25 protein-coding genes are annotated in these 23775 nt (G+C 59.1%); 11 read left to right on the forward strand and 14 right to left on the reverse strand.

Translation table 11 applies throughout. The features are described 5' to 3' along the window. Positions 1-7: 7 nt before the first annotated feature. The 7 genes from phoU to AACL53_RS01925 all read right to left on the reverse strand — a co-directional run bounded on the left by phoU (position 8) and on the right by AACL53_RS01925 (position 6727). Complete coding sequence (phoU, locus tag AACL53_RS01895; RefSeq protein WP_339081906.1) at positions 8-721, reverse strand: phosphate signaling complex protein PhoU; 714 nt, start codon at positions 719-721, stop codon at positions 8-10. A 57-nt stretch (positions 722-778) separates the two neighbouring features. Further along, the gene (gene pstB, locus AACL53_RS01900) at positions 779-1564 is read right to left on the reverse strand and encodes a phosphate ABC transporter ATP-binding protein PstB (protein WP_339081908.1); all 786 of its coding nucleotides are present in this window, start codon (positions 1562-1564) and stop codon (positions 779-781) included. Further along, entirely contained in the window at positions 1561-2412 is an 852-nt protein-coding gene (pstA, locus tag AACL53_RS01905) for a phosphate ABC transporter permease PstA (RefSeq protein ID WP_339081910.1), read from the reverse strand. The genes pstB and pstA overlap by 4 nt, the downstream gene beginning before the upstream one ends. Before the next feature lie 2 nt (positions 2413-2414). Then, positions 2415-3398: a phosphate ABC transporter permease subunit PstC gene (gene pstC / locus AACL53_RS01910; protein ID WP_339086855.1), complete on the reverse strand. Its 984-nt coding sequence runs from the start codon at positions 3396-3398 to the stop codon at positions 2415-2417. Between the two features lie 93 nt (positions 3399-3491). Beyond that, entirely contained in the window at positions 3492-4520 is a 1029-nt protein-coding gene (pstS, locus tag AACL53_RS01915) for a phosphate ABC transporter substrate-binding protein PstS (RefSeq protein ID WP_339086856.1), read from the reverse strand. A 395-nt stretch (positions 4521-4915) separates the two neighbouring features. Beyond that, a complete protein-coding gene (locus AACL53_RS01920) occupies positions 4916-6181 on the reverse strand; it encodes an ATP-binding protein (protein ID WP_339081912.1) in 1266 nt (421 codons plus the stop codon). A gap of 48 nt (positions 6182-6229) precedes the next feature. Then, entirely contained in the window at positions 6230-6727 is a 498-nt protein-coding gene (locus tag AACL53_RS01925; protein WP_339081914.1) for an Rrf2 family transcriptional regulator, read from the reverse strand. A gap of 214 nt (positions 6728-6941) precedes the next feature. On the opposite strand from AACL53_RS01925, the gene AACL53_RS01930 reads away from it, so the two are divergent. Genes AACL53_RS01930 through AACL53_RS01950 form a run of 5 tightly spaced genes read left to right on the forward strand, consistent with a single transcriptional unit; the run spans position 6942 to position 13086 of the window. Then, positions 6942-8228, forward strand: a complete 1287-nt coding sequence (locus tag AACL53_RS01930; RefSeq protein WP_339081916.1) for an imelysin family protein — start codon at positions 6942-6944, stop codon at positions 8226-8228. A 47-nt stretch (positions 8229-8275) separates the two neighbouring features. Further along, entirely contained in the window at positions 8276-9754 is a 1479-nt protein-coding gene (locus AACL53_RS01935; protein ID WP_339081918.1) for a multicopper oxidase family protein, read from the forward strand. Positions 9755-9762: 8 nt separating this feature from the next. Continuing rightward, positions 9763-10926, forward strand: coding sequence for a di-heme oxidoredictase family protein (locus AACL53_RS01940; protein WP_339081920.1), 1164 nt, complete (start codon positions 9763-9765; stop codon positions 10924-10926). Further along, a complete protein-coding gene (locus AACL53_RS01945; protein WP_339081922.1) occupies positions 10923-11993 on the forward strand; it encodes an imelysin family protein in 1071 nt (356 codons plus the stop codon). The genes AACL53_RS01940 and AACL53_RS01945 overlap by 4 nt, the downstream gene beginning before the upstream one ends. Continuing rightward, positions 11983-13086: a DUF1513 domain-containing protein gene (locus AACL53_RS01950; protein ID WP_339081924.1), complete on the forward strand. Its 1104-nt coding sequence runs from the start codon at positions 11983-11985 to the stop codon at positions 13084-13086. Before AACL53_RS01945 ends, AACL53_RS01950 begins: the two co-directional genes overlap by 11 nt. Here the strand turns inward: AACL53_RS01950 and AACL53_RS01955 are convergent. Both AACL53_RS01955 and AACL53_RS01960 read right to left on the reverse strand, forming a co-directional pair. Next, positions 13065-13676 (reverse strand): nucleotidyltransferase family protein, encoded by a 612-nt coding sequence (locus AACL53_RS01955; protein WP_339081926.1) that lies wholly within the window; start codon positions 13674-13676, stop codon positions 13065-13067. The two genes, AACL53_RS01950 and AACL53_RS01955, sit on opposite strands and share 22 nt — an antisense overlap. Further along, complete coding sequence (locus AACL53_RS01960) at positions 13673-14701, reverse strand: XdhC family protein (RefSeq protein ID WP_339081929.1); 1029 nt, start codon at positions 14699-14701, stop codon at positions 13673-13675. Before AACL53_RS01960 ends, AACL53_RS01955 begins: the two co-directional genes overlap by 4 nt. A 71-nt stretch (positions 14702-14772) precedes the next feature. Here AACL53_RS01960 and rimO point away from each other — a divergent pair, with 71 nt between their 5' ends. Then, positions 14773-16164: a 30S ribosomal protein S12 methylthiotransferase RimO gene (gene rimO / locus AACL53_RS01965; protein WP_339081931.1), complete on the forward strand. Its 1392-nt coding sequence runs from the start codon at positions 14773-14775 to the stop codon at positions 16162-16164. On the opposite strand, the gene AACL53_RS01970 is transcribed toward rimO, so the two are convergent. Next, positions 16161-17078 carry a cation diffusion facilitator family transporter gene (locus AACL53_RS01970; RefSeq protein ID WP_339081933.1) on the reverse strand — a complete coding sequence of 306 codons (918 nt, stop codon included), beginning with the start codon at positions 17076-17078 and terminating at the stop codon, positions 16161-16163. The two genes, rimO and AACL53_RS01970, sit on opposite strands and share 4 nt — an antisense overlap. Positions 17079-17300: 222 nt before the next feature. Here AACL53_RS01970 and AACL53_RS01975 point away from each other — a divergent pair, with 222 nt between their 5' ends. Beyond that, positions 17301-18230, forward strand: coding sequence for a metal-dependent hydrolase (locus AACL53_RS01975; RefSeq protein ID WP_339081935.1), 930 nt, complete (start codon positions 17301-17303; stop codon positions 18228-18230). On the opposite strand, the gene AACL53_RS01980 is transcribed toward AACL53_RS01975, so the two are convergent. The 4 genes from AACL53_RS01980 to AACL53_RS01995 all read right to left on the reverse strand — a co-directional run bounded on the left by AACL53_RS01980 (position 18196) and on the right by AACL53_RS01995 (position 20978). Further along, on the reverse strand, positions 18196-18807 hold the full coding sequence (locus tag AACL53_RS01980; protein ID WP_339081937.1) for a TetR/AcrR family transcriptional regulator: 612 nt from the start codon (positions 18805-18807) through the stop codon (positions 18196-18198). The two genes, AACL53_RS01975 and AACL53_RS01980, sit on opposite strands and share 35 nt — an antisense overlap. A gap of 302 nt (positions 18808-19109) precedes the next feature. Beyond that, entirely contained in the window at positions 19110-19736 is a 627-nt protein-coding gene (locus AACL53_RS01985; protein WP_339081939.1) for a TadE/TadG family type IV pilus assembly protein, read from the reverse strand. A gap of 3 nt (positions 19737-19739) precedes the next feature. Next, positions 19740-20309 carry a TadE/TadG family type IV pilus assembly protein gene (locus tag AACL53_RS01990; protein ID WP_339081941.1) on the reverse strand — a complete coding sequence of 190 codons (570 nt, stop codon included), beginning with the start codon at positions 20307-20309 and terminating at the stop codon, positions 19740-19742. Positions 20310-20468: 159 nt separating this feature from the next. Then, the gene (locus AACL53_RS01995) at positions 20469-20978 is read right to left on the reverse strand and encodes a pilus assembly protein N-terminal domain-containing protein (protein ID WP_339081943.1); all 510 of its coding nucleotides are present in this window, start codon (positions 20976-20978) and stop codon (positions 20469-20471) included. A gap of 564 nt (positions 20979-21542) precedes the next feature. Here AACL53_RS01995 and AACL53_RS02000 point away from each other — a divergent pair. The 4 genes from AACL53_RS02000 (at position 21543) to cpaB (ending at position 23739) form a co-directional block, all read left to right on the forward strand. Continuing rightward, a complete protein-coding gene (locus tag AACL53_RS02000) occupies positions 21543-21722 on the forward strand; it encodes a Flp family type IVb pilin (protein ID WP_339081945.1) in 180 nt (59 codons plus the stop codon). 206 nt (positions 21723-21928) lie between these two features. Continuing rightward, on the forward strand, positions 21929-22105 hold the full coding sequence (locus tag AACL53_RS02005) for a Flp family type IVb pilin (protein ID WP_339081947.1): 177 nt from the start codon (positions 21929-21931) through the stop codon (positions 22103-22105). A 98-nt stretch (positions 22106-22203) separates the two neighbouring features. Further along, positions 22204-22713 (forward strand): prepilin peptidase, encoded by a 510-nt coding sequence (locus AACL53_RS02010; RefSeq protein ID WP_339081949.1) that lies wholly within the window; start codon positions 22204-22206, stop codon positions 22711-22713. A gap of 219 nt (positions 22714-22932) precedes the next feature. Continuing rightward, complete coding sequence (gene cpaB, locus AACL53_RS02015; RefSeq protein ID WP_339081951.1) at positions 22933-23739, forward strand: Flp pilus assembly protein CpaB; 807 nt, start codon at positions 22933-22935, stop codon at positions 23737-23739. Positions 23740-23775 lie beyond the last annotated feature (36 nt).

Genomic DNA, 23775 nt, shown 5'->3' on the forward strand with positions numbered 1-23775 from the left:
ATTCTGGTCATTGACGCGGCGTTATCAGCGTCGACGACGTCTCGTCGCCCTTCGGCCGATCATCTGCGATCGGAACGCCGTGGACGAGGTAGTAGACGTTCTCGGCGATGTTGGTCGTATGGTCGCCGATGCGTTCGATGTTCTTGGCGCCGAACAGGAAGTGCGTGCAGATGCCGATGTTGCGCGGATCTTCCATCATGTAGGTCAGAAGTTCGCGGAACAGAGAATTGTACATCGCGTCGACCTGCTGATCGTCGCGCCAGACCTGCATCGCCTTTTCGGCGTCGAGGGTCGTCAGTGCATCGAGGACGTCCTTGAGCTGATGCTGCACCATCTCGGTCATGTGGCGCATGCCGGTCATCAGGGGTTTCGGGTAGGTCTCGCCGGCAATCGCAAGAGCGCGCTTAGCGATGTTCTTCGCGAGATCGCCGATGCGTTCGAGATCGCCCGCGATCTTGATGACCGTCATGATGTGACGGAGATCGTTCGCAAGCGGCTGGCGCCGGGCGATCATCACGATCACCTGTTCCTGCAACTCGCGCTCGAGCTGATCGACCATGACGTCGTCGGCAACAGCTTTCTCCGCAAGCTTCGGATCGCGACGCTCAAGGGCATCCATGGCCTGGACGAGCAGCTTCTCGGCATAGCCGCCCATCTGCGCGATGCGGCGATCGAGGAGCCTCAGCTCGTCTTCGTATGACTTCACGGTATGTTCGTTCATGGTCTCAATTCCTAAAGTCAGATTTAGACTGGACGCCTCGTACTATCGGAGCACGCCCTATCCGAAGCGGCCGGTGATGTAGTCCTGTGTCCGCTTGTCCGTCGGGTTTGTGAAAAGCTTCTGAGTGACGCCGAATTCAACGAGCTCGCCGAGATACATGAACGCGGTGCGCTGCGAGACGCGGGCAGCCTGTTGCATGTTGTGCGTGACGATGGCGATCGTGAACTCGTTCTTCAGGTCGTCGATCAGCTCTTCGATCTTCGCCGTCGAGATCGGGTCGAGTGCGGAGCATGGCTCGTCGAACAGGATGACTTCCGGACGGATGGCGACCGTCCGGGCGATGCAAAGGCGCTGCTGCTGGCCGCCTGAAAGGCTGAGGCCGCTCGATTGAAGTTTGTCCTTCACTTCCTTCCAAAGCGCGGCTTTCTCGAGCGCGGATTCGACACGCGCATCGACTTCCGATTTCGGCAGGCGCTCGTAAAGGCGGATGCCGAACGCGATGTTTTCGTAAATCGTCATCGGGAACGGCGTCGGCTTCTGGAACACCATGCCGATGCGCGAGCGGAGAAGGTTGAGGTCCTTCATGTCGAGAATGTTCTCGCCGTCGAACATCACATCGCCCTCGGCCCGCTGGTTCGGGTAGAGGTCGTACATGCGGTTCAAAACACGAAGCAGAGTGGACTTGCCGCAACCGGACGGGCCGATGAAGGCAGTCACCTGGCGCTCGTAAAGGGGCAACGAAATGTTCTTCAGGGCAAGGGTCGAGCCGTAGAAGAATTTCAAGTTGCTGACCGAGATCTTTTCGGTAAGCCCCGTGTCTACATCTTTCGACATCAAGTTCATTGCTGCGTCCTCGAAGAGCTTAACCAACGTGCGGCGATGCTAAGGGTCAGCACGGCTGCGGTGATGAGTAGTGCGCCTGTCCAAGCGAGACGCTGCCAGTCCTCGTAGGGGCTGAGAGCGTATTGGAAGATGACGACGGGCAAGCTTGCCATCGGAGCGTTGAGATTGGTGCTCCAGAACTGGTTGTTCAGCGAGGTGAACAACAGCGGCGCCGTTTCTCCGCTAACTCGTGCGATCGCCAAGAGCACGCCGGTGATCATTCCGGCCCGAGCGGCCTTGTAGGCAATCTTACGGATGACGAGAGACTGGGGCAATCCGAGCGCCGAGGATGCTTCCCGAAGCTGGTTCGGCACCAGAAGAAGCATGTTCTCGGTGGTGCGAACGACTGTCGGGATGACGAGCACGGCGAGGGCGGCTGCGCCGGCGAATGCGGAGAAGTGACCCATCGGGCGTACCAGCAGTTCGTAAACGAAGAGGCCGGTTACGATGGACGGTGCGCTCAGAAGAATGTCGTTGATGAAGCGGATCACCGACGAAACCTTGCTGTAGCGGCCGTACTCCGCGAGGTAGGTACCCGCAAGAATGCCGATAGGCGTGCCGACGACGACGCCGGCGAACGTCATGACGAGGCTTCCGGCGATGGCATTGAGAAGTCCGCCGTCGCTGCCGGGTGGCGGCGTCATTTCGGTGAAGACCTTCGGGCCGAGACCGGCGAGGCCTTTGTAAAGCAGCGTCGCCAGAATGACGGTGAGAATGGTCAAGCCGAGGGCCGAGGCCGCCCAGCAAAGCCCAACCGTGATCTTGCTTCTGATGCGGCGCCGGCGGTATTTCGCGAGATCCATGGCCATGTTTATGCTCCCGCCTTCTTCTCGATGCGCATCAACATGAGGCGCGCGAGAGCCAAGACGATAAACGTGATGAAGAAGAGGATGAGGCCGAGGGCGATCAGGGACGAGGTATAGATGTCGCCGACCGCTTCGGTGAATTCGTTCGCGATCGTTGCCGAGATCGTCGTTCCCGGCGCCAAGATCGAAGCGGAGATCCGGTGCGCGTTACCGATGACGAAGGTGACAGCCATCGTTTCGCCGAGTGCGCGGCCAAGGCCGAGCATCACGCCGCCGATGATGCCGACGCGGGTGTATGGGATTACGACGTTGCGTACGACCTCGCGGGTCGTCCAGCCCATGCCGTACGCCGCTTCCTTCAGGACCGGCGGGACGGTTTCGAAAACGTCGCGGCAGACGGCTGTAATGAACGGCAGAACCATCATCGCGAGGATCAGGCCCGACGTCAGAATACCGATGCCGTAGGGCGGGCCGGCGAACAGCTGGTTGAGGACGGGTACGTCCTTGAACGTCGCGATCAATTCCGGCTGGACGTATTGCTGGATCATGGGCGCGAAGAAGAACAAGCCCCAGATACCGTAGATGATGCTCGGGATGCCGGCGAGAAGCTCGATCGCGATGCCGATCGGGCGGCGCAGAGCCATCGGGCAAAGCTCTGTCAGAAACACTGCGATGCCGATGCTGATCGGCACCGCGACGAGCATCGCGATTGCGGACGTGATGAGCGTTCCGTAGATCGCGGCCAGAGCGCCGAATTGCTCGGTGACCGGGTTCCAGACTTCGGTCGTCAGGAAGCTGAAGCCGAAGGTCTTGAATGCGAGGTAGCCACCGACGACAAGTGAAGCGAAGATCGCACCTAGAAGGATCAGGACGAAATACGCGGAGGAGAGGGTCAAACCGCGGAAAATTCCGTCTGTCGTGCGAAGACGTTCGAGAACTTTGCGCCGTGCGACGGCTGCAGCCGTCGCATTAGAATGAACGTCTGCCATGAAGGTCAAGATATCGCTCCAGACTGAAGAATGACGTCTGCGTTATAAACAAATCGAGAAGCGCCGTATTGGCGCTTCTCGTCGTCCGATAGATTAGTTCGAGAAGACCGGCTTGTTGTCCTCGCCGACGACACCTTCCCAGCTCTTCTTGACGAGAGCTACGACGCTGTCGGGCAGGGGCACGTAATCAAGCGCTTCGGCTTCTTTGCCGCCGTTGGCATAGGCCCAGTTGAAGAACTTCAGGGCTTCTTTAACGGCTGCGACGTCCGTCGGCTTCTTGTGGATAAGAATGAACGTCGGGTTCGTGATCGGCCAGGATTCGGCGCCAGCCTGCTCCGTGAGGATCACGCCCATGCCAGGAGCCGACGACCAGTCTGCACCAGCAGCGGCGGCCTGGAAGGACGAGATGACGGGAGCAACCGTCTTGCCGTCCTTATTGATCATCTTGGTGTAGGCCAGCTTGTTCTGCTTGGCGTAGGCGTATTCCACGTAGCCAATCGAACCCTTCGTCTGCATCACGTTGTTGGCGACGCCTTCGTTCCCCTTGGCGCCGAGGCCGACCGGGAACTGAACCGACGTGTTGGAGCCGATCTTCGACTTGAAGTCAGGGCTGACCTTCGAGAGGTAGTTCGTCCAGACGAACGTCGTGCCCGATCCGTCAGAGCGGAAAACGGCGGCGATGGCGTCGGAAGGAAGCTTCAGGCCGGGGTTCAGCTTCTGGATTGCCGGGTCGTTCCAGGCGGTGATTTCGCCGAGATAGATTTTTGCAAGCGTCGGGCCGTCGAATACGAGATCGCCCGGCTTGATGCCTTCGACGTTGACGACCGGAACGATGCCGCCCATGACGGTCGGGAACTGAATGAGGCCGCTCTTCTCGAGGTCTTCGCCCGAGAGGGGCTTGTCGGTTGCACCGAAGGTAACCGTGTTGGCTTGGATCTGCTTGATGCCGCCGCCCGAACCGATCGACTGATAGTTCAGACCGACGTTCGTCTCTTTCTTGTAGGTGTCAGCCCACTTTGCGTAGATCGGGTACGGGAAGGTCGCGCCCGCGCCGGAAATATCCGCCGCCGTGGCCGGAGCGGTTACGGCAGCAGTTGCCGCGAACGCCGCAAATAACGCCAGAAAAGACTGTTTCACTGTGGTCTCCTTGTTGAACGGGGGGCGTTCAAGCCCTCACCACTCCATCGCCGAGCTGAGCTCGGCCCGCACTCTCTAGTCCAGTAAGGTCACGGCTATGTGAAACGTTAACGCTCTGAATTCGGTATGCATTCTCGGCGTTGCCTACATTTCTTACAGTAGCAGTGATGGGTCTCATCGGGCGGCTCCGGCTTGTCATGCTGACATGCTGTTACCGAATCCTCCGCGGCCTTCCCCAAGGCGCGCATTGCGACAAACGTGGCACCATGAGAGTGAGCCGCTTAGCGGCCGCTTCCGAATGCCGTCATCCGTCGCTGCACTCTTCTAGCGATGGGACGCAATGGATTTGTGACAGCTCAAGCGGCTGTTTTATATGTATTTTATTTGTAGGCCGGCAAAACAACGTCAAATGTGGTCCCCTGGCCAACCACGGATTGGACTGAAAGTTCGCCTTCGTGGCGGTTCAGGACGTGCTTCACGATTGCGAGGCCAAGGCCCGTGCCGCCGATGCGGCGGCTGTGCTCGGTGCTGACACGATAGAAGCGCTCAGTCAGCCTTGGTAAATGCTCAGGCGCGATGCCTGGGCCGTCGTCGGTGATCGAAACGAACGCGCGGGCCGCGACGCTTTCGTCACGGACGCTCGTTTTCTTTTTCAACGCGATTTTTACCGTGCCGCCGTCGCGGCCGTATTTGACGGCGTTTTCGACGAGGTTGTGAAAGACCTGAAAGAGTTCGTCGCGGTCGCCCATCGCCACCAACGGGGTGGCCAAGGGCTCTACACTGATCGTAATGCTCCGTTCCTGTGCAAATGGCGCCATCGATCGCACGACCTCTTCCATCAGATCGTTGAGATCGACGCGGCCGGTCGGCTTCAGGTTGGCTTTCTCTTCGACGCGGCTGAGCAAAAGTAGATCGTCGATGAGACGTGTCATGCGCTCTGCCTGGTCCGCCATGATGGCGAGGAAGCGCTCGCGGGCGGCTTCGTCGTTTCGCGCCGGTCCCTGAAGCGTTTCGATGAAGCCTCGTACGGACGCGAGCGGCGTGCGCAGTTCGTGACTTGCGTTGGCGATGAAATCGGTGCGCATCTCGAGCAGGCGATGATGCTGGGATTCATCTTGGATCGTAATCAGAGCTGCAAGCGGTCCATGCTGATTGCTCCGGCCCAGCGGCGTCACGGTTGCGATGAGGCGTTGTCCGAGCCCGCCGCGGGGAAGGAGACGCGCCGTTTTCTTTTCGCTGTTTTCGAAGGCTCCTGAAACAGCCGCGATGAGTTCGGGGTCGCGGTCGACGTGCTCGAGAGGCACGCCCTGTCTCAGCCGGTCGAAAAGGTTCAACGCGGCTTGGTTATAATTCAAAATGACGGATGTCTGATCGAGGATGATCGCCGGATCGGGTATTGCCGCAGCAAGATCGGTCCACGTCAGCATCGTGTCGGAATTCGAGCTAATTCCAGCCATTTCACTTGCTTTTTGATCGAGTGCGGTGCGCGGCCAAGCCAAGAGCCCAGCAATTCCCGCGAGCAAGCCGGCGCCTAAGAAAATGATGGCGCGCAGCGGATCGCTTACCCAAATCCACGTGGGAATGAGCGCCAGGAGCGCCATTGCGGCAAGCGCCGCGAAAGGCAAGCGAATGGTGTCACGGGTCATGGTCCGTGCAAGTATTCCGGATGAGCGCGATAAGCTAGTCAGCAAGGGTCAACTTCGCCGGGAACCGCGGGCAGCGGGCTTTTTGCTCCGTGCCTTGCTGCTGCCGTGGTCATTCTCGCCGGGCTCTTCGATCTGTTTCAATCCCATCGGCGATCGAACCGCGAGTTCGGCAAGCGTGTGCTGATCAAGCACGGTGATGAATGCCGTCAGAGCATCGTCGAACATCGCGTTGATATTGCCGGGGTCGGTATCGTTAGACGTCGGATCATTGCCGCCCTCGACTTGTACTCGAGTTACTTCAATGGAGCGGACAACGTCTCCGATCTTGATCGACGTGGCGGGCTTGGCGAGCCTGACGCCACCGTTCGGGCCCCTGACCGCCGCGAGAAACCCGGCGTGCGAGAGGATGTGGACAATTTTAAAGACGTTCTGCTTGGTCACGCCGAGCCGATCGGAGATATCGGCGACTTTTATCAATTGATCTCCGGCGAGCGCGCAATCGATGAGAATGCGGATTGCGTGGCCGGTTTGCTTCGTCAAGCGCATCTTCAATTTACCCGGTGCCGCGCGGCCGTGGCTCAAATGTCCGTGACTTGCTTGTTTCACAAATCTTATCGGCGTGGCAAGGGGCGGCACCGATCCGAGTTCACTTGACAGTCAGGTCAACCCGCATTCTATACCTACGCCGTCAATAATAACTGGATCCGGTGATCCCGCACTCATTTAGTGCCGTCAAAACCTAGCAGCTACGGAGACCGAGATGTCGAAAAAGGCGTTCGCATGGGCCTGCGCAACTCAATTCGCGCTGGCGGCGGTTCTGATGACGGGAGCCCCCGCTTTCGCGGCGCCCGCGACCAAAGACATCATGAAGAATTACGGCGACCTCGCGCACGCGATGTATGGCGATGCCCTCGCCAAGGCCAAGGATCTCGATAAATCGATCGACGCCTTGTTGGCTAAGCCGAGTGCGGAGACCCTGCAGGCTGCACGAGAGGCGTGGAAAGCTTCGCGCGTTCCCTACATGCAGACGGAAGGCTTTCGTTTCGGCAACAAGATCGTCGACGATTGGGAAGGCAACGTGAACTCGTGGCCGCTCGATGAAGGTTTGATCGACTACGTCGACAAGGCGAGCTACGGCGACACCAAGGAAGAGAATCCTCTCTACACGGCGAATATCATCGCCAACAAGAAGATCCGCCTCGGGCCGAAAATTCTCGACGCTTCGAAGATCGACAAAAAGGTCATCGCCAAACTCAACAGCGCGCTCGATGTCGAGACGAATGTCGGCACGGGATATCACGCGATCGAGTTCTTGCTGTGGGGACAGAATCTCCACAAGCCCGGCGTCAAATCGGGCGAACGGGCAGCCAGCGACTTCGATCTCAAGAACTGCACACACGAAAATTGCGATCGCCGCCGCGCGTATCTGAAGGCGGCGTCGGGTCTGCTTGTCGATGATCTCGCAGAGATGGCCGGAAACTGGAAGCCGGATGGTGCCGCGCGCAAGGCTCTCGCCGGTCTCGACGAGAGCGCGCAGCTGTCGACTATTTTGACGGGGATCGGATCGCTTTCATATGGCGAACTCGCGGGCGAACGCATGAAGCTCGGCGTGCTGCTGCACGATCCGGAAGAGGCGCACGATTGCTTCTCGAACAACACGCACAACAGCCACTATTACGACGAAGTCGGAATGACCGAGATCTGGAATGGCAAATACGACGGCGCCACGCCGATCAGCGGTCCGAGCATCGCGGAACTTGCGCGCGAGAAGGCGCCCGATGCCGCAAAGCGCGTCGACGAAGCGATGGCCACTACGCTCGAAAAGATGAATGCCATCAAAGCCAAGGCCGATTCCGGCGAAATGATGTACGATCAGATGCTGGCTGCCGGTAACGACGAAGGCAACAAGCTCATTCTCGATGCTGTCGATGCTCTTGTCGCCCAGGCGCGTGCCATCGAAGCGGTCGTCGCCGCGCTGAACCTCAAGGTGAAGATCGAAGGTTCGGACAGCCTCGATGATCCGTCCAAGGTCGCCGGGGCGAAGTAATTGGCCTACCTTGTAACCAACGCCGTTGCTCCGGATGAGGTCTTCGCATGGTGACACGCAGAGATCTCATCGCCGGTGCGGCGGCTTTTTCGGCAAGTGCCGCCGCGGGTTTTCTCGGCGTTGCGAGAACAGTCGAAGCCAAAACCAAGGCCAAGGCGGCCGGAACGCCGGAAGTCATTGCGAAGCCGATCGCGAGCGGCGTGAAAGCCGTGACTTTCGATCTTGCCGAGCGGCCGACGGCGTTGCCGTGCTTCGATGGCAAGACGCTGCCGTTGTGGACGTTCGAAGAGGGCACGACCTTTCCGATCGTGCGCCTCAAACTCGGTGAGCGGTTCGACACGGTTTTCAAAAACAATCTGCCGGTTGCGGGCGAGGTCGCGTCGATTCATTGGCACGGCCTGCGCATTCCAAACGATCAAGACGGCGTCCCGTACATGACGCAGCAGCCCATCCCGCCGGGAGCGGAAGGGCGCTATTCTTTCGTGCCGCCGGACACGGGCTCGTTCTTCTTTCACACGCACTGCAATTCGACCGAGCATTTCGGACGAGGGTTGGTTGGTGTGCTGATCGTCGAGGGCGACGAGATCACGCCGCCGGACGCGGAATGCGTGCTGCTGATGAAGGATTGGCGCATCGGGCCTGACGGTACGTTCCTGCCATTCACGACGGACCAGGGCGCAGCGCGCAGCGGCACGGCCGGGACCGTCCGGTCGGTCAACGGCGAGAAATCTCCGGTCATCACCGTGCCATCGTCGGCCGACGTCCGCATTCGCTTTTACAACCTCGATCCGATGCGCGTATCCGAAATCGGGTTCGAGAACGCGGAAGCTGCAATCATCGCCGTTGACGGCAACGGTGTGCCGCCGATGCCGCTCGAATCCTGGCGGATGGGTACCGCGATGCGTCTCGACGTCTTGCTGCGCACGGCGCCCCGGGGACAGTCCGTGAAGCTCTTCGATTATTTTTCGAAGGAGCCGTTCGTTCTCGCGGAGTTCAAGTCCGAGGGGCCGGCAAAGCGCAAGGGCAAATTCAAGGCGACGCCCCTCAAGATCATGCCGTTCGCGAAACTTGACGAGGCGAACGCCGAGCATATACCGATTGAATTTTCCGCGACCCCGACGGGTGCTGCACTTGCGGAAAGCGTAGCTAATTCAGGCATTGAGATCGGGCCGCTGTGCCTTGCGAAGCATACGTTCTGGGCGATCAACAAGCAGGCTTGGCCGGGACACGAACATAAGGATCTCGGGCCTCCGCTCGCCGTTCTCAAGGCGGGTCAGAGCTATATTTTCGAGTTGAAGAACACGACGCCGCGGGCGCATCCGATCCATATTCACGGGCACACATTCGAAGTATTGAATTCGAGCGTGCGTCGTATTCCGCGTGTTCGCTGCGATACGGTGCTCCTGCTCCCGAATGAGCGCATTGAGGTCGGCCTCGTTGCGGGCGATCCCGGAAAATGGATGTTCCATTGCCATATTCTCGAACATCAAGAAGCCGGCATGATGGGCTACATCGAGGTCGTGTGAAGAGTGGCATGCGCGTTGCGCTTACGCTTTTCTTTTTCGCCATTGCGCCACTTTATGCGCTTCGCGCCGGTGAACTCGATGCGGCTGTCGGTAAGGCGCTTTTCGACCGTCAATGGATTCCAGCGCCGGCCTCGACCAAAGCCACCGATGGACTGGGGCCGCTTTTCTCATCGCGCTCCTGCACCGGCTGCCATGCGCGCGGTGAAGGCGCGCGCGTCGTGACGCGCGACGACGGCAAGGCCGATATTTCGGGTGCCGTCGTGCGCTTCGGTAATGCCGGTGGGGCGATCGATCCCTATTACGGGCTGCAACTGCAAAACAATGCGGTGCCCGGATTGATGCCGGAGGGGCAGGCGCGCTTTCTTCCTCATCTCAAATACAACTTAGAAGGTCCGGCGCTTGCTACCGGAGTGCATGCGGGCGTTCGGCTCGCGCCACCGCTGTTTGGCAGGGCGGCGTTCGACGATGTTGCGGACGAAGAGATTTTGAAGCGCGCCGATCTCGACGATCGTAACGGCGACGGTATCAAGGGGCGTGCGAACGTCACGCCACGGGGGATTGGGCGATACGGCTGGAAAGCGGGGCACGTGACGCTCGACGAACAAGTCGCCCATGCCTTCGCAATCGACATTGGCATGTCCAGTCCGGCAATGCCGTTCCCCTACGGCGATTGCACCAAGCTCGAGACCGCGTGCCTGGCCGCGCCCAACGGCGAGAGCCCGGAGTTCGAGGGGCGGGAACTCTCGTCCGTGATGCTTCGGATGGTCGAGAGCTACCTCAAAACGCTGCGCGTGCCTCCGGAGGCTGATCCTTCGGACGGCCAAGCGGTTTTTGCCGCAAGCGGTTGTCCCAGTTGTCATGTGCCGACGCTCGCAACGCGCGATGGGCGGCAAATTCCGGCCTTCACCGATCTCCTTCTTCACGATATGGGTCCTGCGCTCGATGACGGTGTCGGAGAGCCGGGCGTCAAATCGTCGGAATGGCGAACCGCACCGCTTATCGGTCACCGCTTACCTTCGGAGCAGCGGCGTTTTCTTCACGACGGGTCGGCAGAGACTGTCGAGGAAGCGATTGGGAAGCATCGCGGCGAGGCCGAGCGCAGTCGCAATCTTTTCGAGGCGCTCTCGTCCGACGACAAGAAGCGGCTCGTCGAATATGTGAATGGGTTATGATGGTACAGAGAGTGATGCTGGTCGGGTTCTCGATCCTTGCATTGATTAGCCAAGCTGCCGGTGTCACGGCGAACGAACCGGTCAGCCACGCAGGGATGGTGAAGGCGGCTATCGAGCGGCACATCATTCCGCACATCGACGCGCTGAAGGCTGCAGCGGAGCCTTTGCCGTCGGCTGTCGAAAGCGTTTGCAAAAGCGGATCGGCGGAATCGCGGCAGCAGCTCTCGCAGCAATTTGCGAAAGTGGTCGAAGCGTACGCCGGCATCGATTTTCTTCGCTTCGGGCCGATGCAGGAGAAAGGCCGTCGCGAGCAGATTTCATTCTGGCCTGACCCGCGCGGTTTTCTCGGGCGGCAGATGCGCCTCATCCTGACGGCGCAGGATGATGCGATTGCGCAGCCTGGGGCGCTCGCCAAGCAGAGCGCGGCCGTGCAGGGTCTCGGCGCACTTGAATATCTGATGCAGGATAAGGACGTGCCGCTTGGGCCCGAGGAGGTTGCGCGTTATCGTTGCGTCTTCGCAGGGGCGATTGCCCGGAATATCGTTCGCCTCGTGAGTGAAGTCTCAACAGGATGGGAAAAGCCGGGCGGCTGGGCCGACAAGATGCTTCATCCCGGGCCCGAGAACGACACGTACAAAAATGAGAGCGAGGCCGCGGTCGAAGTCGTCAAGGCCTTGATCGTCGGGCTATCGCTGACGGCGGATTTGCAGATCAAGCCGCAGATCGATCCCAAGATCCGGCTCAAGCCGCCGTACGACAAATCGGGACTTCAGAAGCCGTTTTATGCCGCGAGCATCGGGTCGCTGCATCAGCTCTACGATGCTTTGCAGCTCGAAAGCTATCTGCCGCCCGAGAGGCGCTGGATGAAGGATTGGGTTGCCGGAACGTGGCGTGCGCTCGAGGCGAGCGACGGCGCCGGCGGTCATTCATCGCATGAGGAACGCGACGACACTCCGACGCCGCGTGAGCTTTTCGACCGGGCAAACGGCCTTCGCAACATGGTGTCCAACAGGCTGTCGGTGGCAGCCAAGCTGACTGTGGGGTTCAATGAGCTCGATGGCGATTGATCGCAGATCATTGTTGCTCGGTACGCTCGCGTTCGTCGGCGCGGCGCCGATGCGCGGCGCGCTCGCGATGGGTGCAAACGACATCGCCTACGTGACCGCCGCGCGTCGCGCGGACGGCTCTTACACGGTTCTTCTTCTTCGTGCCGACGGATCTGTTCTGCGGGACGTCGCGCTCTCGGGCCGTGGGCATGACATCGCCATCCACCGGCCCTCGAACAGGGTTGCAGTCTTTGCGCGGCGGCCGGGAGCTTTCGCGGTCGCTTTCGATTTGGAAACGGCGCAGCAGCCGGTTGTTGTCACGCCTGGCGAGAACCGCCATTATTTCGGTCATGGCAGCTTCTCGCAGGACGGCCGGCTGCTCTACGCTTCGGAAAACGATATCGACAGCGGGGACGGCGTGATCGGCATCTACGACGTCGCTTCGGGCTTCAAGAAAATCGGCGAGCATCCGAGCTACGGTACGGGGCCGCACGAGATCATGTTGCTGGCGGACGGCAAGACGATTGCCGTCGGGAACGGCGGCCTCGACACCGTGCCGGATGCCGGGCGCGAGAATCTCAACGTCGACACGATGGAGCCATCGCTCGCGTTCGTCGATCGGGAAAGCGGGAAGCTCATCGCCAAGCACACTATGACGGGCGATCTCAAATCGCTTTCCATTCGCCACGTCACGCAGGATGCGACGGGCCTCGTATGGTTTGGCGCCCAATGGGAAGGCAGCCCGAGCGAGACACCGCAGCTCGTCGGCAGCGCAGGTGTGGATCGGGCTCTGAAGCTCATCGAGCCGCAGGCCAAGGGCGGCAGCGATCTCAAGGGGTATATTGGTGCGATGGCCGTGAGCGCCGACGGGCGCTACATCGCGGCCAGCGCTCCGAAAGCCGGACATGTGCTCTACGTCGATACGACGACTGCGACTGTCGTCGGGCAGAGCAACTTGAAGGACGTGTGCGGAATTGCGCCCGAGGGCCAGCAAGATTTCGCAGCGTCATCGGGCTTCGGCGTCGTGCGTTACGAAACGGCGCGCGCTTCGACGATCACGGAGCACGAGCTTCAGGATATCTCGTTCGACAATCACTTGCGGCGCGTCGGCTGATCCGGCGCAATAAACGTCGCGAGATCCGCGCGCGTATCGATGTCGGCGAAGGCGCCGGGGTCATCGCATGCGACCGGGCGCCAGAGATCTCGATGATCCGCGACTACTGATCGGCCGCCCGAGTCGCCCGATACGGTTTGGAGTGCCGCAAAGAGTGATCGAGGCCAGATGATCGGATGGCCCCGGCGACCGTCGGGTGAGGCCGGAAAGACGATTGCATCTGGGTTGATTTCAAATGCCGACACCAATGTATCGATCAGTGCGCTCGATATTCCCGGCATGTCGGCGAGCGCGACGAGAAGTCCATCGGATGTCGGATCGATGTTGCGAAGCCCGGCGCGGAGGGACGTGGAAAGGCCATCGCGAGCGTCGGGGTTTTCGACGATCCGCCAGCGGCCATGTCCCGCGGCTTTTGCAACTCTGTCGTCGTTCGCGCCGGTCACTAAAATGATGTCGCCGATTTTCGATTGTGCGAGGGCGGAACAGACGCGCCTGACCATCGAGACGCCGTCGATCTCCGCGAGCAGCTTATGACCATTCTCGAAGCGCGACGAGCGTCCGGCCGCGAGAATGACCGCGGCCAGCTTCACTCCGGCGCTTTCCGGAATGCGGAGATGATCTGTGCCAGGATCGAGGTCGCTATTTCTCCTGCCGTCTCGGCTTCGATATCGAGACCCACGGGGGCGTTGATGCGCGCGATGTCGGCATCGGTAAATCCGGCGGCCTTCAGACGTGCGACGCGCTTTGCATGTGTTTTGCGCGAGCCGAGCGAGCCGATGTAACGGCAGGGCGACTTAAGCGCGATGGTGAGAGCTTCATCATCGATATGATCGACGTGGGTGAGCGTCACGACTGCCGAGAATGGATCGGCGATCATTTTCTTGAAGCACTCTTCCGGCCATCCGGCGATGATCTGCGAGGGATCGAAACGCGCGGGGCTCGCAAACGCAGTTCTCGGATCGATCACCTTGACGTGGTACCCGGCTGCCGTCGCCATCGTCGCCAGATGCTGGGCGATGTGGGTTGCTCCAACGATGATGATGCGCGGCGGAGGGGTCAACGCGTGCAGAAACGTTTCGCCGGCCTTGTCCACGGCGCTGTGCGCGCGCCGGATCGCTTCGGCAATTTCCGGGTTGGTCGTTGCCGTTCCATCGTGGATCTCGCGGGCGCCGTCCGAGAGACGCGTCGCGATCACGAGTGGGGACCGGCTTGTTGTGGCTTCGTCCAAGCGCTTGATGAATTCGAGGTCGGTTCCCGGGTCGAGCCGCGAAACGTAGACGCGGATTTTGCCGCCGCAGGCGAGGCCAGCGCGCCAGGCCGTCTCGTCGGCAATGCCGAAGCTCAAAATCTCCGGTTTGCCGGTTTCAATGACATCCATGCCCGCGGCAATGACGTCGGCTTCGACGCAGCCTCCGGAAACCGAGCCTTGAAACTCGTCGATATCGGCGATCGCCATTTGGCCGCCGGCGCGGACGGGGGCCGAACCCCAGGTGTCGATCACCGTCGCCATGGCAACGGGACGCCCGGCTTCGAGCCAGGCCCTCGCCGCTGCCCTTGCATTGGTGAGCGGAGCGTCTGTTTTGGAAGCAACTTGATCGGCTTGGAGGTCGGTCACGGGCTCAACTTTGGATAACGGCCATAGTGTCGCGATTGCGCTTGTCTGGCCCGAAGGCTAGAAGCGCGAAGATGGCGAGACCCTCAGTAAAGATCAAGGCAAAGGAAAGTGCAAAGGTGCGGCGGCTGGCGCATGGCGCGGTCGCGCCGCAATCACGCACGCCCAAAGTCGGGTTTGTATCGCTCGGGTGTCCGAAAGCCCTGGTCGACAGCGAACGCATCATCACCAAGCTCAGGTCGGAAGGCTATTCGATAGCCCGCGATTACGACGGCGCCGACGTTGTCGTGGTGAACACGTGCGGTTTTCTCGATTCAGCCAAAAAGGAAAGCCTCGACGCCATCGGCGAAGCGATGAACGGCAATGGCCGGGTAATCGTGACGGGCTGCTTCGGCGTGGAAGAGGATCGCATTCGCGAGGCCCATCCGGGAGTTCTCGCGGTGACGGGGCCGCATCAGTACGAGCAGGTCGTTGAAGCCGTTCACGACGCCGTGCCGCCGCTGCACGATCCGTTTCTCGATCTCGTGCCGCCCGAGGGGCTTAGGCTCACGCCGCGCCATTACGCCTATCTGAAGATTTCGGAAGGCTGCAACAATCGCTGCACCTTCTGCATCATCCCGTCGCTCAGGGGCGATCTCGCGAGCCGGCCGTCGAACCACGTGATGACGGAGGCCGAGCGTCTCGTCAGCGCCGGCGTGAAAGAGCTGCTCGTCATCAGCCAGGATACGAGCGCCTACGGTCTCGATTTGAAATACGCGGAGAGCCCGTGGAAGGGCAGTCCGCTCAAAGCGCGCTTTCTCGATTTGTCGCGCGCGCTGGGCGATCTCGGCGCGTGGGTGCGGATGCACTACGTCTACCCATATCCGCATGTCGACGACGTCATTCCGCTGATGGCGGAAGGCAAGATCCTGCCGTACCTCGACATCCCGTTTCAGCATGCCTCTCCGTCGGTCCTGAAGGCGATGCGGCGGCCTGCGTCGCAGGAGAAGACGGCCGAACGTATTCGCCGCTGGCGTGACGTCTGCCCGGATCTCGCTATTCGCTCGACGTTCATCGTCGGGTTCCCGGGCGAGACCGAAGAGGATTTTCAATTCCTGCTCGGCTGGCTGAAGGAAGCCAAGATCAACCGCGCCGGTTGCTTCAAGTATGAAGCCGTGGAGGGTGCGACGGCCAACGCGATCGAGGGCGCGGTTCCGGAAGAGGTGAAAGAGGAGCGCTGGCACCGCTTCATGGCCGCCCAGAAGGACGTCAGCAGCGAGATACTGCGAGAAAAGGTCGGCTCGACGATCGACATCATCATCGATGAAGTCGACGAGGACGGCGCCATCGGCCGTTCGAAGTGGGACGCGCCCGATATCGACGGCAACGTGTTTCTGAATGGCGAAGCCGATTTGAAAGCCGGGGATATCGTCCGCGGCAAAGTGGTCGAAGCCGACGAGTACGATCTCTGGGCCGAGCGGGCCTAAAGCGGCACGGCGCCGGATTCCTCCGGCTTCGCCTTGTATTCCGGCTCGACGTGGATCACGACCTCGGAGCCTTCGATGCTCTGCTCGATTGAATTCTCGAGCCGGTCGCAGATGACGTGAGCATCATCGACAGTCATCGTGCCCGGCACGACGAGATGAAATTCAATGAACAGGGCGCGTCCGGCTTGGCGGGTGCGAATGTCGTGTGCTTCGAGCGCGCCGTGGCCGTTCGCTTCGATGACACCTCTGATGCGGCCCTCGATGTCGGGGCTCGCCGCCTGATCCATCAATCGCGACATGGATTCCGTCGCGATGTTGTAGCCCATAAATAGGATGTGGGTCGCGACGACGGCGGCGATCAATGGGTCGAGGATCGTCCAGCCCGTCAGAATTGCAACGATCAGGGCAATGACGACACCGACGGACGTGATGACGTCCGTAAACAAGTGCTTGCCATCCGCCACGAGCGCGGGCGAGCGCCAATTCGTTCCCCACTTGATCATCGCCCAAGCCCACCCCGCGTTGATCACGGTCGACAGAACGTTGATCGCGAGGCCGAGGCCCGGGTGCGCGAGTTCGACGCCGTTCACCAGGCCGGAATAGGCTTTGATCATGATGAGAACCGCGGCGACGGCGATCATTGCGCCTTCGAACATGGCCGCGAGGAATTCGGCCTTGTAGTGGCCGAAGGGATGATCGGCGTCGGCCGGTTTGGCACTGAGGCGAATGGCGCTAAAGGCCGCGATGGCGGTCATCACGTTGACGATGCTTTCGAGCGCATCGGAGAAGAGGGCGACCGATCCCGAAACCGCGTAGGCGATATATTTCAAGGTCACGACGGTCAGCGCGACGCCGATATTGATCGCCGCTATGCGTGCGATCCTGCCGTGTTCATTTTTAGTGGCGGTGGACATTAAAAGCGGTGTTCCGTCGTCGATGGCTGCGCCCAGGTCTTATACTCGAATCGCAGCGGCGAAATTGGAAGGAGCGTTCGGCCTCATCAGGCCGTGCTCCCGGCAGGCTTATCCACATCCGTGCCGCATCAGGCCCTCGTCGGGGCGGTGCGAATCTGATGCTCCATTAGCCGAAGAGAGGGCCGCTAGCCAGTCCATACGTCTCGGTTTGCGAGCGGGCAAATGCGGTTGGTGGCAACGATGGCGAATTTCACCACTCACATCGCGATTGGTACCGTTGTAACTGGCGCGCTTGCAACTCTCACCCTCGCGGCGGACGTCGTCGCCCCGCAAAATCTGGTTGCGGTAACTTTGGCCGGCGTTCTCGGTTCCGTGCTGCCCGACATCGACCTCAAGGACTCGCGGCCGAGCCGGGCGATGTTCGCGGGGCTTGCGATCTTCTTTTCATTCGCGGTGCTGTTCAATGCGGCGACGGAGTTCTCCATTGCCGAGCTTTGGGTGCTGTGGCTTGGGACGCTTCTCGTCGTTCGATACGGCCTGCATGCGATCTTCCATCGTATCTCGGTACACAGAGGGATCTGGCATTCGATCCTTGCAGCGGTCTTTTCGTCAGTCGCGACGGCCATCGTCTTTCGGTATCTGCTCGGCAAGCCCGAGGGCGTTTCGTGGCTTGCCGGCGCGTTCATGTTCGTCGGCTACATCACGCATCTGACGCTCGATGAGATCTATTCGGTCGACGTGATGGACACGCGCATCAAATCGTCATTCGGCACGGCGTTGAAGTTATTCGATCGCCGGCATCTCGGTGCTTCGCTCGCGATGGCGGGGGCAACTGCGGCGGCGATCATGATTTCACCGCAGACAACGACATTCGTCGACGGGCTTAGTTCGCGTAGCATGTGGACGGGCTTACAGCAGCGGATGCTGCCGACCGACAAGTGGTTCGGAATCCTTCAAGGTCCGCATTTCGCGAGCCGCAAGCCCGATAGCGCGAACGGTATGACGACGAGTTCTATCGGCGAGCATTCTGGCGATCGTCCTGGAGAGGCGAAGAACCCCGCGGCTCCAAGTGTGCAGCCTCAACCGGCGGCAGAAGCGGCACCGCTTCCGGCTCCCGCTAGTGATGTGCTGCCTGGCAGCGCAAACCCCTGATAAAGTTCGTCGTCAATTCCTTGGCGAATGATTGCGCGGTCGCGGGCGTGAGGTAGACGCCCTTTTCGGTTGCCGCAATTGCTGTGATGCCATTAAGGCCAGCCCACAGAGTGCGTGCCATCGCATCGAGAGAGTCAGGCGATGCATCAGGTACGATCGAAGCGAGTTGGTCTTTGAGGATATCGATGAGGCTATTCGTATAATCGTGAAGCAGCACCGGCACACTGGTTCCTGGCGGCAAGCTGTGCGCTAGAAATAGATTCCACATGCGGCGATTGACGAGAGCGAAATCGACGTAGCCGTGCGCCAAAGCCTGGACGTTCTTTTCCCTATCCTGCCCAAGCGGAACGCGCTTCATATGTTCGAGTGTGCGACCCATCAATTGCACCTGGAGCGTCAGCAGAACGTCGTCCAGGTTTTCAAAGATATTGTAGAGCGTGCCCGGCGAATAACCGATCATCCGCGCGATTTCACGAGCTGACAGGCCCGTAATCCCGTTGCGTTCCACAATGGTCTGGGAAGCGTCGAGAATAAGCTGCCGCAACTCCTCCGGCGAATGAACGGATCTTCGTCCCATAAGGTTGCAATCCCTGGCGCACTTTTAATTAGAATGAGTAAACTGTACCGGATGGTTGCAACAAGACAAGGGTCTGTTAGGGCGCCACTAGAAACGAATGCTCAATTCCGTGCGCCTAGAGAAAAAAGTTTTCTTAGCACTTGCGATAACGGCGGAGTTTAAGATAATGGGGTGCTCATTGATCCGGCATAGGAGGATTAAATTCCTCCGTACTCGGATTAATTAAAAAAAGTATTCGAATTTCATTGATGGTTGATGCGCGGAACGCACACACCCCAGAAATTTCGAGATGAATGGGCCAATTAGGTCGGGCAAACCGAATTTTGGGTCGCCTGACCGTAGAAGACCGACCCGTAGCGCGGGGAAAAGGTCGCCGTGTCGGACCAGGTCAGGCTCTTTATGACGGCCGGCAGCAGGTTCTTCAGCAGCGGCGAGAACTGATATTGTGCGTCGATTATGATTGCGGCGTCACCCTTCGAAAGGAGGTTCGCCGGAACCAGCTTATTCGCAGTATACGTCAGAGAGCATGGCTGGATGACCATGGAATTGTACGCGTAAGACCATTCGATTCTGGTCTTCGTGGCGTCGGTGCTATTGGCCCTGAATTGATAGATGCCCATCCGCATCGCGTTGGAGCTGTACGGCGACATTGCCTGGACGGCTGCGACCATGATGGCATTCAGCTGATTTTTTGCGTCCGCACTTGTTTCGCCGAGCTGCTGCTCGCGGGCTACGAGGTCCCCGATCATCGCCGTCGCTTTCTGGAAGCGCTTGTGAACGATCAGTGCGCGTGTGATTTCGAAGGTGCCGAAAGTCATCAGCATCAGTAGCGGCGCGAGAAACGCGAACTCGACGGCGGCGACGCCGGAGCTCTCCCGGAGCAGCGAGCGGAACTGAGATATCAATCGAGAAGGCCCAAACTGATGCATGGTTCAATTGCTCGGGTAGGGCTCGCTGCGGAAAGCAGTAGCGGTTTGCATCATCGTCGTGCCGTCGGGAGCGTTGCCAAATTTGATGAGCGGGAGCTTGGCGGTGAAGTCCCATTTATAACAGGTGGTCACGATCACGATCTGGCTCGCAGTGCCGGTGTAAATGGCTATGAGGTCCGTCGGCTTCATGACGAGAGACAGGTTCGCGGTGTTGTCCAGACATTTGTACGGCTGGATACCGCTATTCCAATTGTCCGCAGCCTGCGCAAAAATCTGAAGTTTATTGCAATCGATCCACGGGCCTGCCCCAGTGCAGATTTTCTTTCTGAACTGGTCGACGGTCATTTTCTGCGTGACGGCCTGTCCGGTGCGAATAAGGCGGCTCGCCTGGTCCATGCCCTTTTCGATCGAACTGATAATGAAAAAATAGAAGGCGCAGCCGACGAGGCCGAGGATGAACAACATGAAGGGCGTGGCGACGATCGCAAACTCAATCGCGGTCGTGCCCTGGTCGTCGCGCTGAAGGCGACGAAGGCCGCGAAGATCCAAAAGCGGCTTAATGCCAGCCGTCATTGCGCTCGAGATCCCTCATCAGTGCGTTGCGTTGAGAGGTAGACCTGGAACATTAAAAGCGCATTTATCGAAACATCTTTCCTTTGGCGCGGTTCACAAAGCGTTAATCGCATCCAACACGGCGCCGCCGGGAATCGGCGCCGTTCCGCTGCTCACTGATTATTGCTGGTTGTTTGCGTTGGCGCCCTGATCAGATGAGCCTTCGGAGAACTTCGTCTTGCTGGAGTTTGCCGACTTGACGTTATCAAAGAAGTCCTTTTCGTCGCCGATTGTCAGTGTTGGCTCGCAGTTGGGCGTGCAGGCGTACGTGAAGCGCTGACTTCCTTTATGCAGGTTGACGATCCGGCGATCGTCGCGCTCCACCATCACCCGCTGATCCTGGATGACGTTGTGGTCGCTATCGAGGGCGATGATGTTCGTTATTCCGAAGGTCTTGCCGGTCACGACGACCAGGTTGCCGTCTTGGAGAGTGACGTCTGCGATCGAAGGATTGCCCACGATAATCTCAGATGCCGGTCTTGGAAGCCGCAGCAATTGGGATTGATCGTACCGTACGACCAAGTCTCCGGCGGTGGCCGGGATGCCTGCCAATGCAATAAGGCTCGCATACGCGATGCCGCGAATAGCCCTGAGGAGCGGCGTTGCGGTTCGTCTGGATTTTCTGAGCATTCGGCATCCGGCTATCTCGAGGAAGAGATAATTACCGCATGAATTGGTGAAGGAACTGGTAATGGCCGTTTCAATCGAGCGCGGAGTTGCCGCGGCCCGATCCTGCAGGTTGCAGCGCGTCATTCGCGGAATGAAAAAGTTACTTGAGTTGAATGTGCGCCCGTGAGTGGAGGCCGTGTTCATTCCAAGGTGAGGCGCAGCTGTGTCCCGGATTGCGGTGCGGAAGATGGTATAGGCTTTGCTCTATCCACCTCTCGATCCGAAGGCTAAGATCGAATAATTAAACAGTATTAACTAATGAATACTGCGAGAATTTATGTATTCATTCGATTATTCGTGATTTGGTAATGATGGTTATCTGATTATTGCTGTGGCTATATTCGTAATTGTTGAGAAATATCCGGTGCTCACTTGCGCTTTAGTCAGATCATCCGTGCAACCTGAGCGGTTTTACCTGAATTTAATTTTTGAGCATTATTGTCGCTAAAGTTCGCTGGAGAGGACGGATCCCCCCGGCGAAGCAGGATTGGACACTACACTTCAGACTAGTTTGGGAGAGTACGGATGAACTTGTTTTCGCGTTTCATGAATGACGAGTCGGGCGCAACGGCCATTGAATATGGCCTGATCGCCGCGATCGTCGCTGTTGGGATTATCGGCACCCTCGGCAGTCTTAAGGGCTACCTGAACGACACGTTCACCAAGGTTGGCAACGAACTCAACACCGCGAACACGGCTAAGTAAGGCAACGGCCTTCCTAGGTTTGCGAATAAGATGCGCTCGGAAAAACAACTCCGGGCGCATTTTTTCATCCGAGATAGTTCCGGTCGATGCGGCTGTTTGCGATACGCTTCGCAAATTTCATGGGGCCACTCGAGACTAAGATCTCTGCTCCACAATTCCTCATGGAAGGTGCCCGACTTCGGCTCCGACAGTACAAGGTAACCGACATGCACAAAGGGTTCGTCCGGAGCTTTCTAAGCAATGAAAGCGGCGCGACATCTATCGAATATGCTTTGATTTCCGGGATTGTGAGTATCTGCATGGTCGCAGCACTGTCGCAGATATCCGGAGCCTTGCAGGGCATGTTCGCAACCATCGGCACGTACTTTGCGGCCAATCTGTAGGGGCGATTCGATGGCCGAGGTTTCGGCGCCGTTAGGCGCGCCTTTACTCGCATGCTGCATTCTCCCAGCCTCTTTTGCATCCATCTAGGTCTCTGCACATGGCGTCGCTCGCTTCAATCCTCCTCATGACGTTCCCGGTCGCGATGGCCTTTGCCGCGGCCAACGATCTCTTCACGATGAAAATACCGAACAAGATCTCGCTCGCGCTCGTCGGCGGATTTATTGCCGTGGCGCTGCTCACGCGCATGCCGCTCGAGACTTTCGGCACGAACCTGGCGATCGGGTTTGCAGTCCTTGGTGTTACATTCACGCTCTTTTCGCTCAATCTTCTCGGTGGTGGAGATGCCAAGCTGATCGCCGCCGGAAGCGTGTGGATCGGTGCAAATCACATCGTCGAGTATCTCGTTTTTGTCGCGATTTTCGGCGGCGTACTTTCGCTCGTAATCCTCGGATATCGCAACTGGTTTCCCGCTGAAAAGCTAGCTCTTCCGGGCTGGGCGCAGCGCCTCCACGTTCCAAGAGGTCCCATTCCCTACGGCATCGCCGTTGCAGCGGGTGGTCTCGCAATCTTCCCGGCGACGGACATCTTTCTGTCTCTCGTCGTCTAGCTTTCCTTTGGGCGTTTCCGACACGCGTTCCGCGCGCCGGCCGGAAGCGCCGATCAAAGGATTTGCGCGCTCGCCGGACGAGCATTTACGTATTCATAACTGTCTCTACAACGTTTCGAGCGCTTAGCCTCGCTTCGAGACAGAGATTAACCTCAAATTGACAATTGGCCGTCATCGTCCTGAGCAGATCGATTTGTGCTCTCGGGGACTACGGGGCGGATGAAACGGGCTCAGCTCATTGGATTTTCGGTGGCTTTAAGCGCCGCCCTGCTCGCGTATTACGTAGCGAGCGCGTTCGTGCGCCCGCCCGCGGCTCCGATCACTGTCGAGAAGACGGTCAATAGCACCGATGTGCTGGTGGCCGGATCGGATATCCCGGTGGGGCAGATCGTCAACGAGGGAAGCTTCCGATGGGTCTCTTGGCCTTCGGAAGCCGTCTCCGCGAGCTACATCACCAAGCAGAGCGGCGGCCAGTCGATCATGCATAACCTCTCGGGTTCGGTAGCGCGCTCGCCGCTGCTTGCCGGAGAGCCTGTTACCGCGCAGAAGCTGATCAAGGCGGGGCAGGGCGGCGTTCTCGCTGCGATCCTGCCGCAAGGCATGCGCGCCATCTCGACGAAGATCAAAGCCGAGACGGCGGCCGGCAGCCTCATTCTCCCCAACGATCATGTGGACGTCATTCTGATCCGGCAGGTGCGGGGCCGCAGCGGTCAGGACGCAAGCGTCGTCGACACGCTGTTCCGGAACGTCCGTGTCATGGCAATCGGTCAGCAGATCGAGACGAAGGAAGGCAAGAAGGCAGCGGACAGTTCGGCAACGACGGCGACGTTGGAGCTGACGCCGCGCCAAGCGGAGATGATGGCGCTCGCGAATTCGATGGGCGAGATCACTTTGTCCCTTCGCAGCGTTGCCGATTTAAGCACCGACCCGGCAAGGGCCGGCGGTGTCAGTCTCGACAAACCTAAAAACAATTCCGTGCGCATCGTTCGCTACGGAGCCAAGTCGCGTGTGTATGGCGTGAACTGAGTAAATGATTAATCAGTAGTCGTCATAGGTTTAGGG

The organism is Hyphomicrobium sp. ghe19, assembly GCF_902712875.1.
Taxonomy (GTDB): domain Bacteria; phylum Pseudomonadota; class Alphaproteobacteria; order Rhizobiales; family Hyphomicrobiaceae; genus Hyphomicrobium_B.

Bases quoted from the DNA above. Each gene is read 5' to 3' on its own strand.
- phoU (WP_339081906.1), bottom strand. From the start codon at position 721: ATGAACGAACATACCGTGAAGTCATACGAAGACGAGCTGAGGCTCCTC.
- pstB (WP_339081908.1), bottom strand. From the start codon at position 1,564: ATGAACTTGATGTCGAAAGATGTAGACACGGGGCTTACCGAAAAGATC.
- pstA (WP_339081910.1), bottom strand. From the start codon at position 2,412: ATGGCCATGGATCTCGCGAAATACCGCCGGCGCCGCATCAGAAGCAAG.
- pstC (WP_339086855.1), bottom strand. From the start codon at position 3,398: ATGGCAGACGTTCATTCTAATGCGACGGCTGCAGCCGTCGCACGGCGC.
- AACL53_RS01920 (WP_339081912.1), bottom strand. From the start codon at position 6,181: ATGACCCGTGACACCATTCGCTTGCCTTTCGCGGCGCTTGCCGCAATG.
- AACL53_RS01925 (WP_339081914.1), bottom strand. From the start codon at position 6,727: ATGCGCTTGACGAAGCAAACCGGCCACGCAATCCGCATTCTCATCGAT.
- AACL53_RS01930 (WP_339081916.1), top strand. From the start codon at position 6,942: ATGTCGAAAAAGGCGTTCGCATGGGCCTGCGCAACTCAATTCGCGCTG.
- AACL53_RS01935 (WP_339081918.1), top strand. From the start codon at position 8,276: ATGGTGACACGCAGAGATCTCATCGCCGGTGCGGCGGCTTTTTCGGCA.
- AACL53_RS01940 (WP_339081920.1), top strand. From the start codon at position 9,763: ATGCGCGTTGCGCTTACGCTTTTCTTTTTCGCCATTGCGCCACTTTAT.
- AACL53_RS01945 (WP_339081922.1), top strand. From the start codon at position 10,923: ATGATGGTACAGAGAGTGATGCTGGTCGGGTTCTCGATCCTTGCATTG.
- AACL53_RS01950 (WP_339081924.1), top strand. From the start codon at position 11,983: ATGGCGATTGATCGCAGATCATTGTTGCTCGGTACGCTCGCGTTCGTC.
- rimO (WP_339081931.1), top strand. From the start codon at position 14,773: ATGGCGAGACCCTCAGTAAAGATCAAGGCAAAGGAAAGTGCAAAGGTG.
- AACL53_RS01970 (WP_339081933.1), bottom strand. From the start codon at position 17,078: ATGTCCACCGCCACTAAAAATGAACACGGCAGGATCGCACGCATAGCG.
- AACL53_RS01975 (WP_339081935.1), top strand. From the start codon at position 17,301: ATGCGGTTGGTGGCAACGATGGCGAATTTCACCACTCACATCGCGATT.
- AACL53_RS01980 (WP_339081937.1), bottom strand. From the start codon at position 18,807: ATGGGACGAAGATCCGTTCATTCGCCGGAGGAGTTGCGGCAGCTTATT.
- AACL53_RS01985 (WP_339081939.1), bottom strand. From the start codon at position 19,736: ATGCATCAGTTTGGGCCTTCTCGATTGATATCTCAGTTCCGCTCGCTG.
- AACL53_RS01990 (WP_339081941.1), bottom strand. From the start codon at position 20,309: ATGACGGCTGGCATTAAGCCGCTTTTGGATCTTCGCGGCCTTCGTCGC.
- AACL53_RS01995 (WP_339081943.1), bottom strand. From the start codon at position 20,978: ATGCTCAGAAAATCCAGACGAACCGCAACGCCGCTCCTCAGGGCTATT.
- AACL53_RS02000 (WP_339081945.1), top strand. From the start codon at position 21,543: ATGAACTTGTTTTCGCGTTTCATGAATGACGAGTCGGGCGCAACGGCC.
- AACL53_RS02005 (WP_339081947.1), top strand. From the start codon at position 21,929: ATGCACAAAGGGTTCGTCCGGAGCTTTCTAAGCAATGAAAGCGGCGCG.
- AACL53_RS02010 (WP_339081949.1), top strand. From the start codon at position 22,204: ATGGCGTCGCTCGCTTCAATCCTCCTCATGACGTTCCCGGTCGCGATG.
- cpaB (WP_339081951.1), top strand. From the start codon at position 22,933: ATGAAACGGGCTCAGCTCATTGGATTTTCGGTGGCTTTAAGCGCCGCC.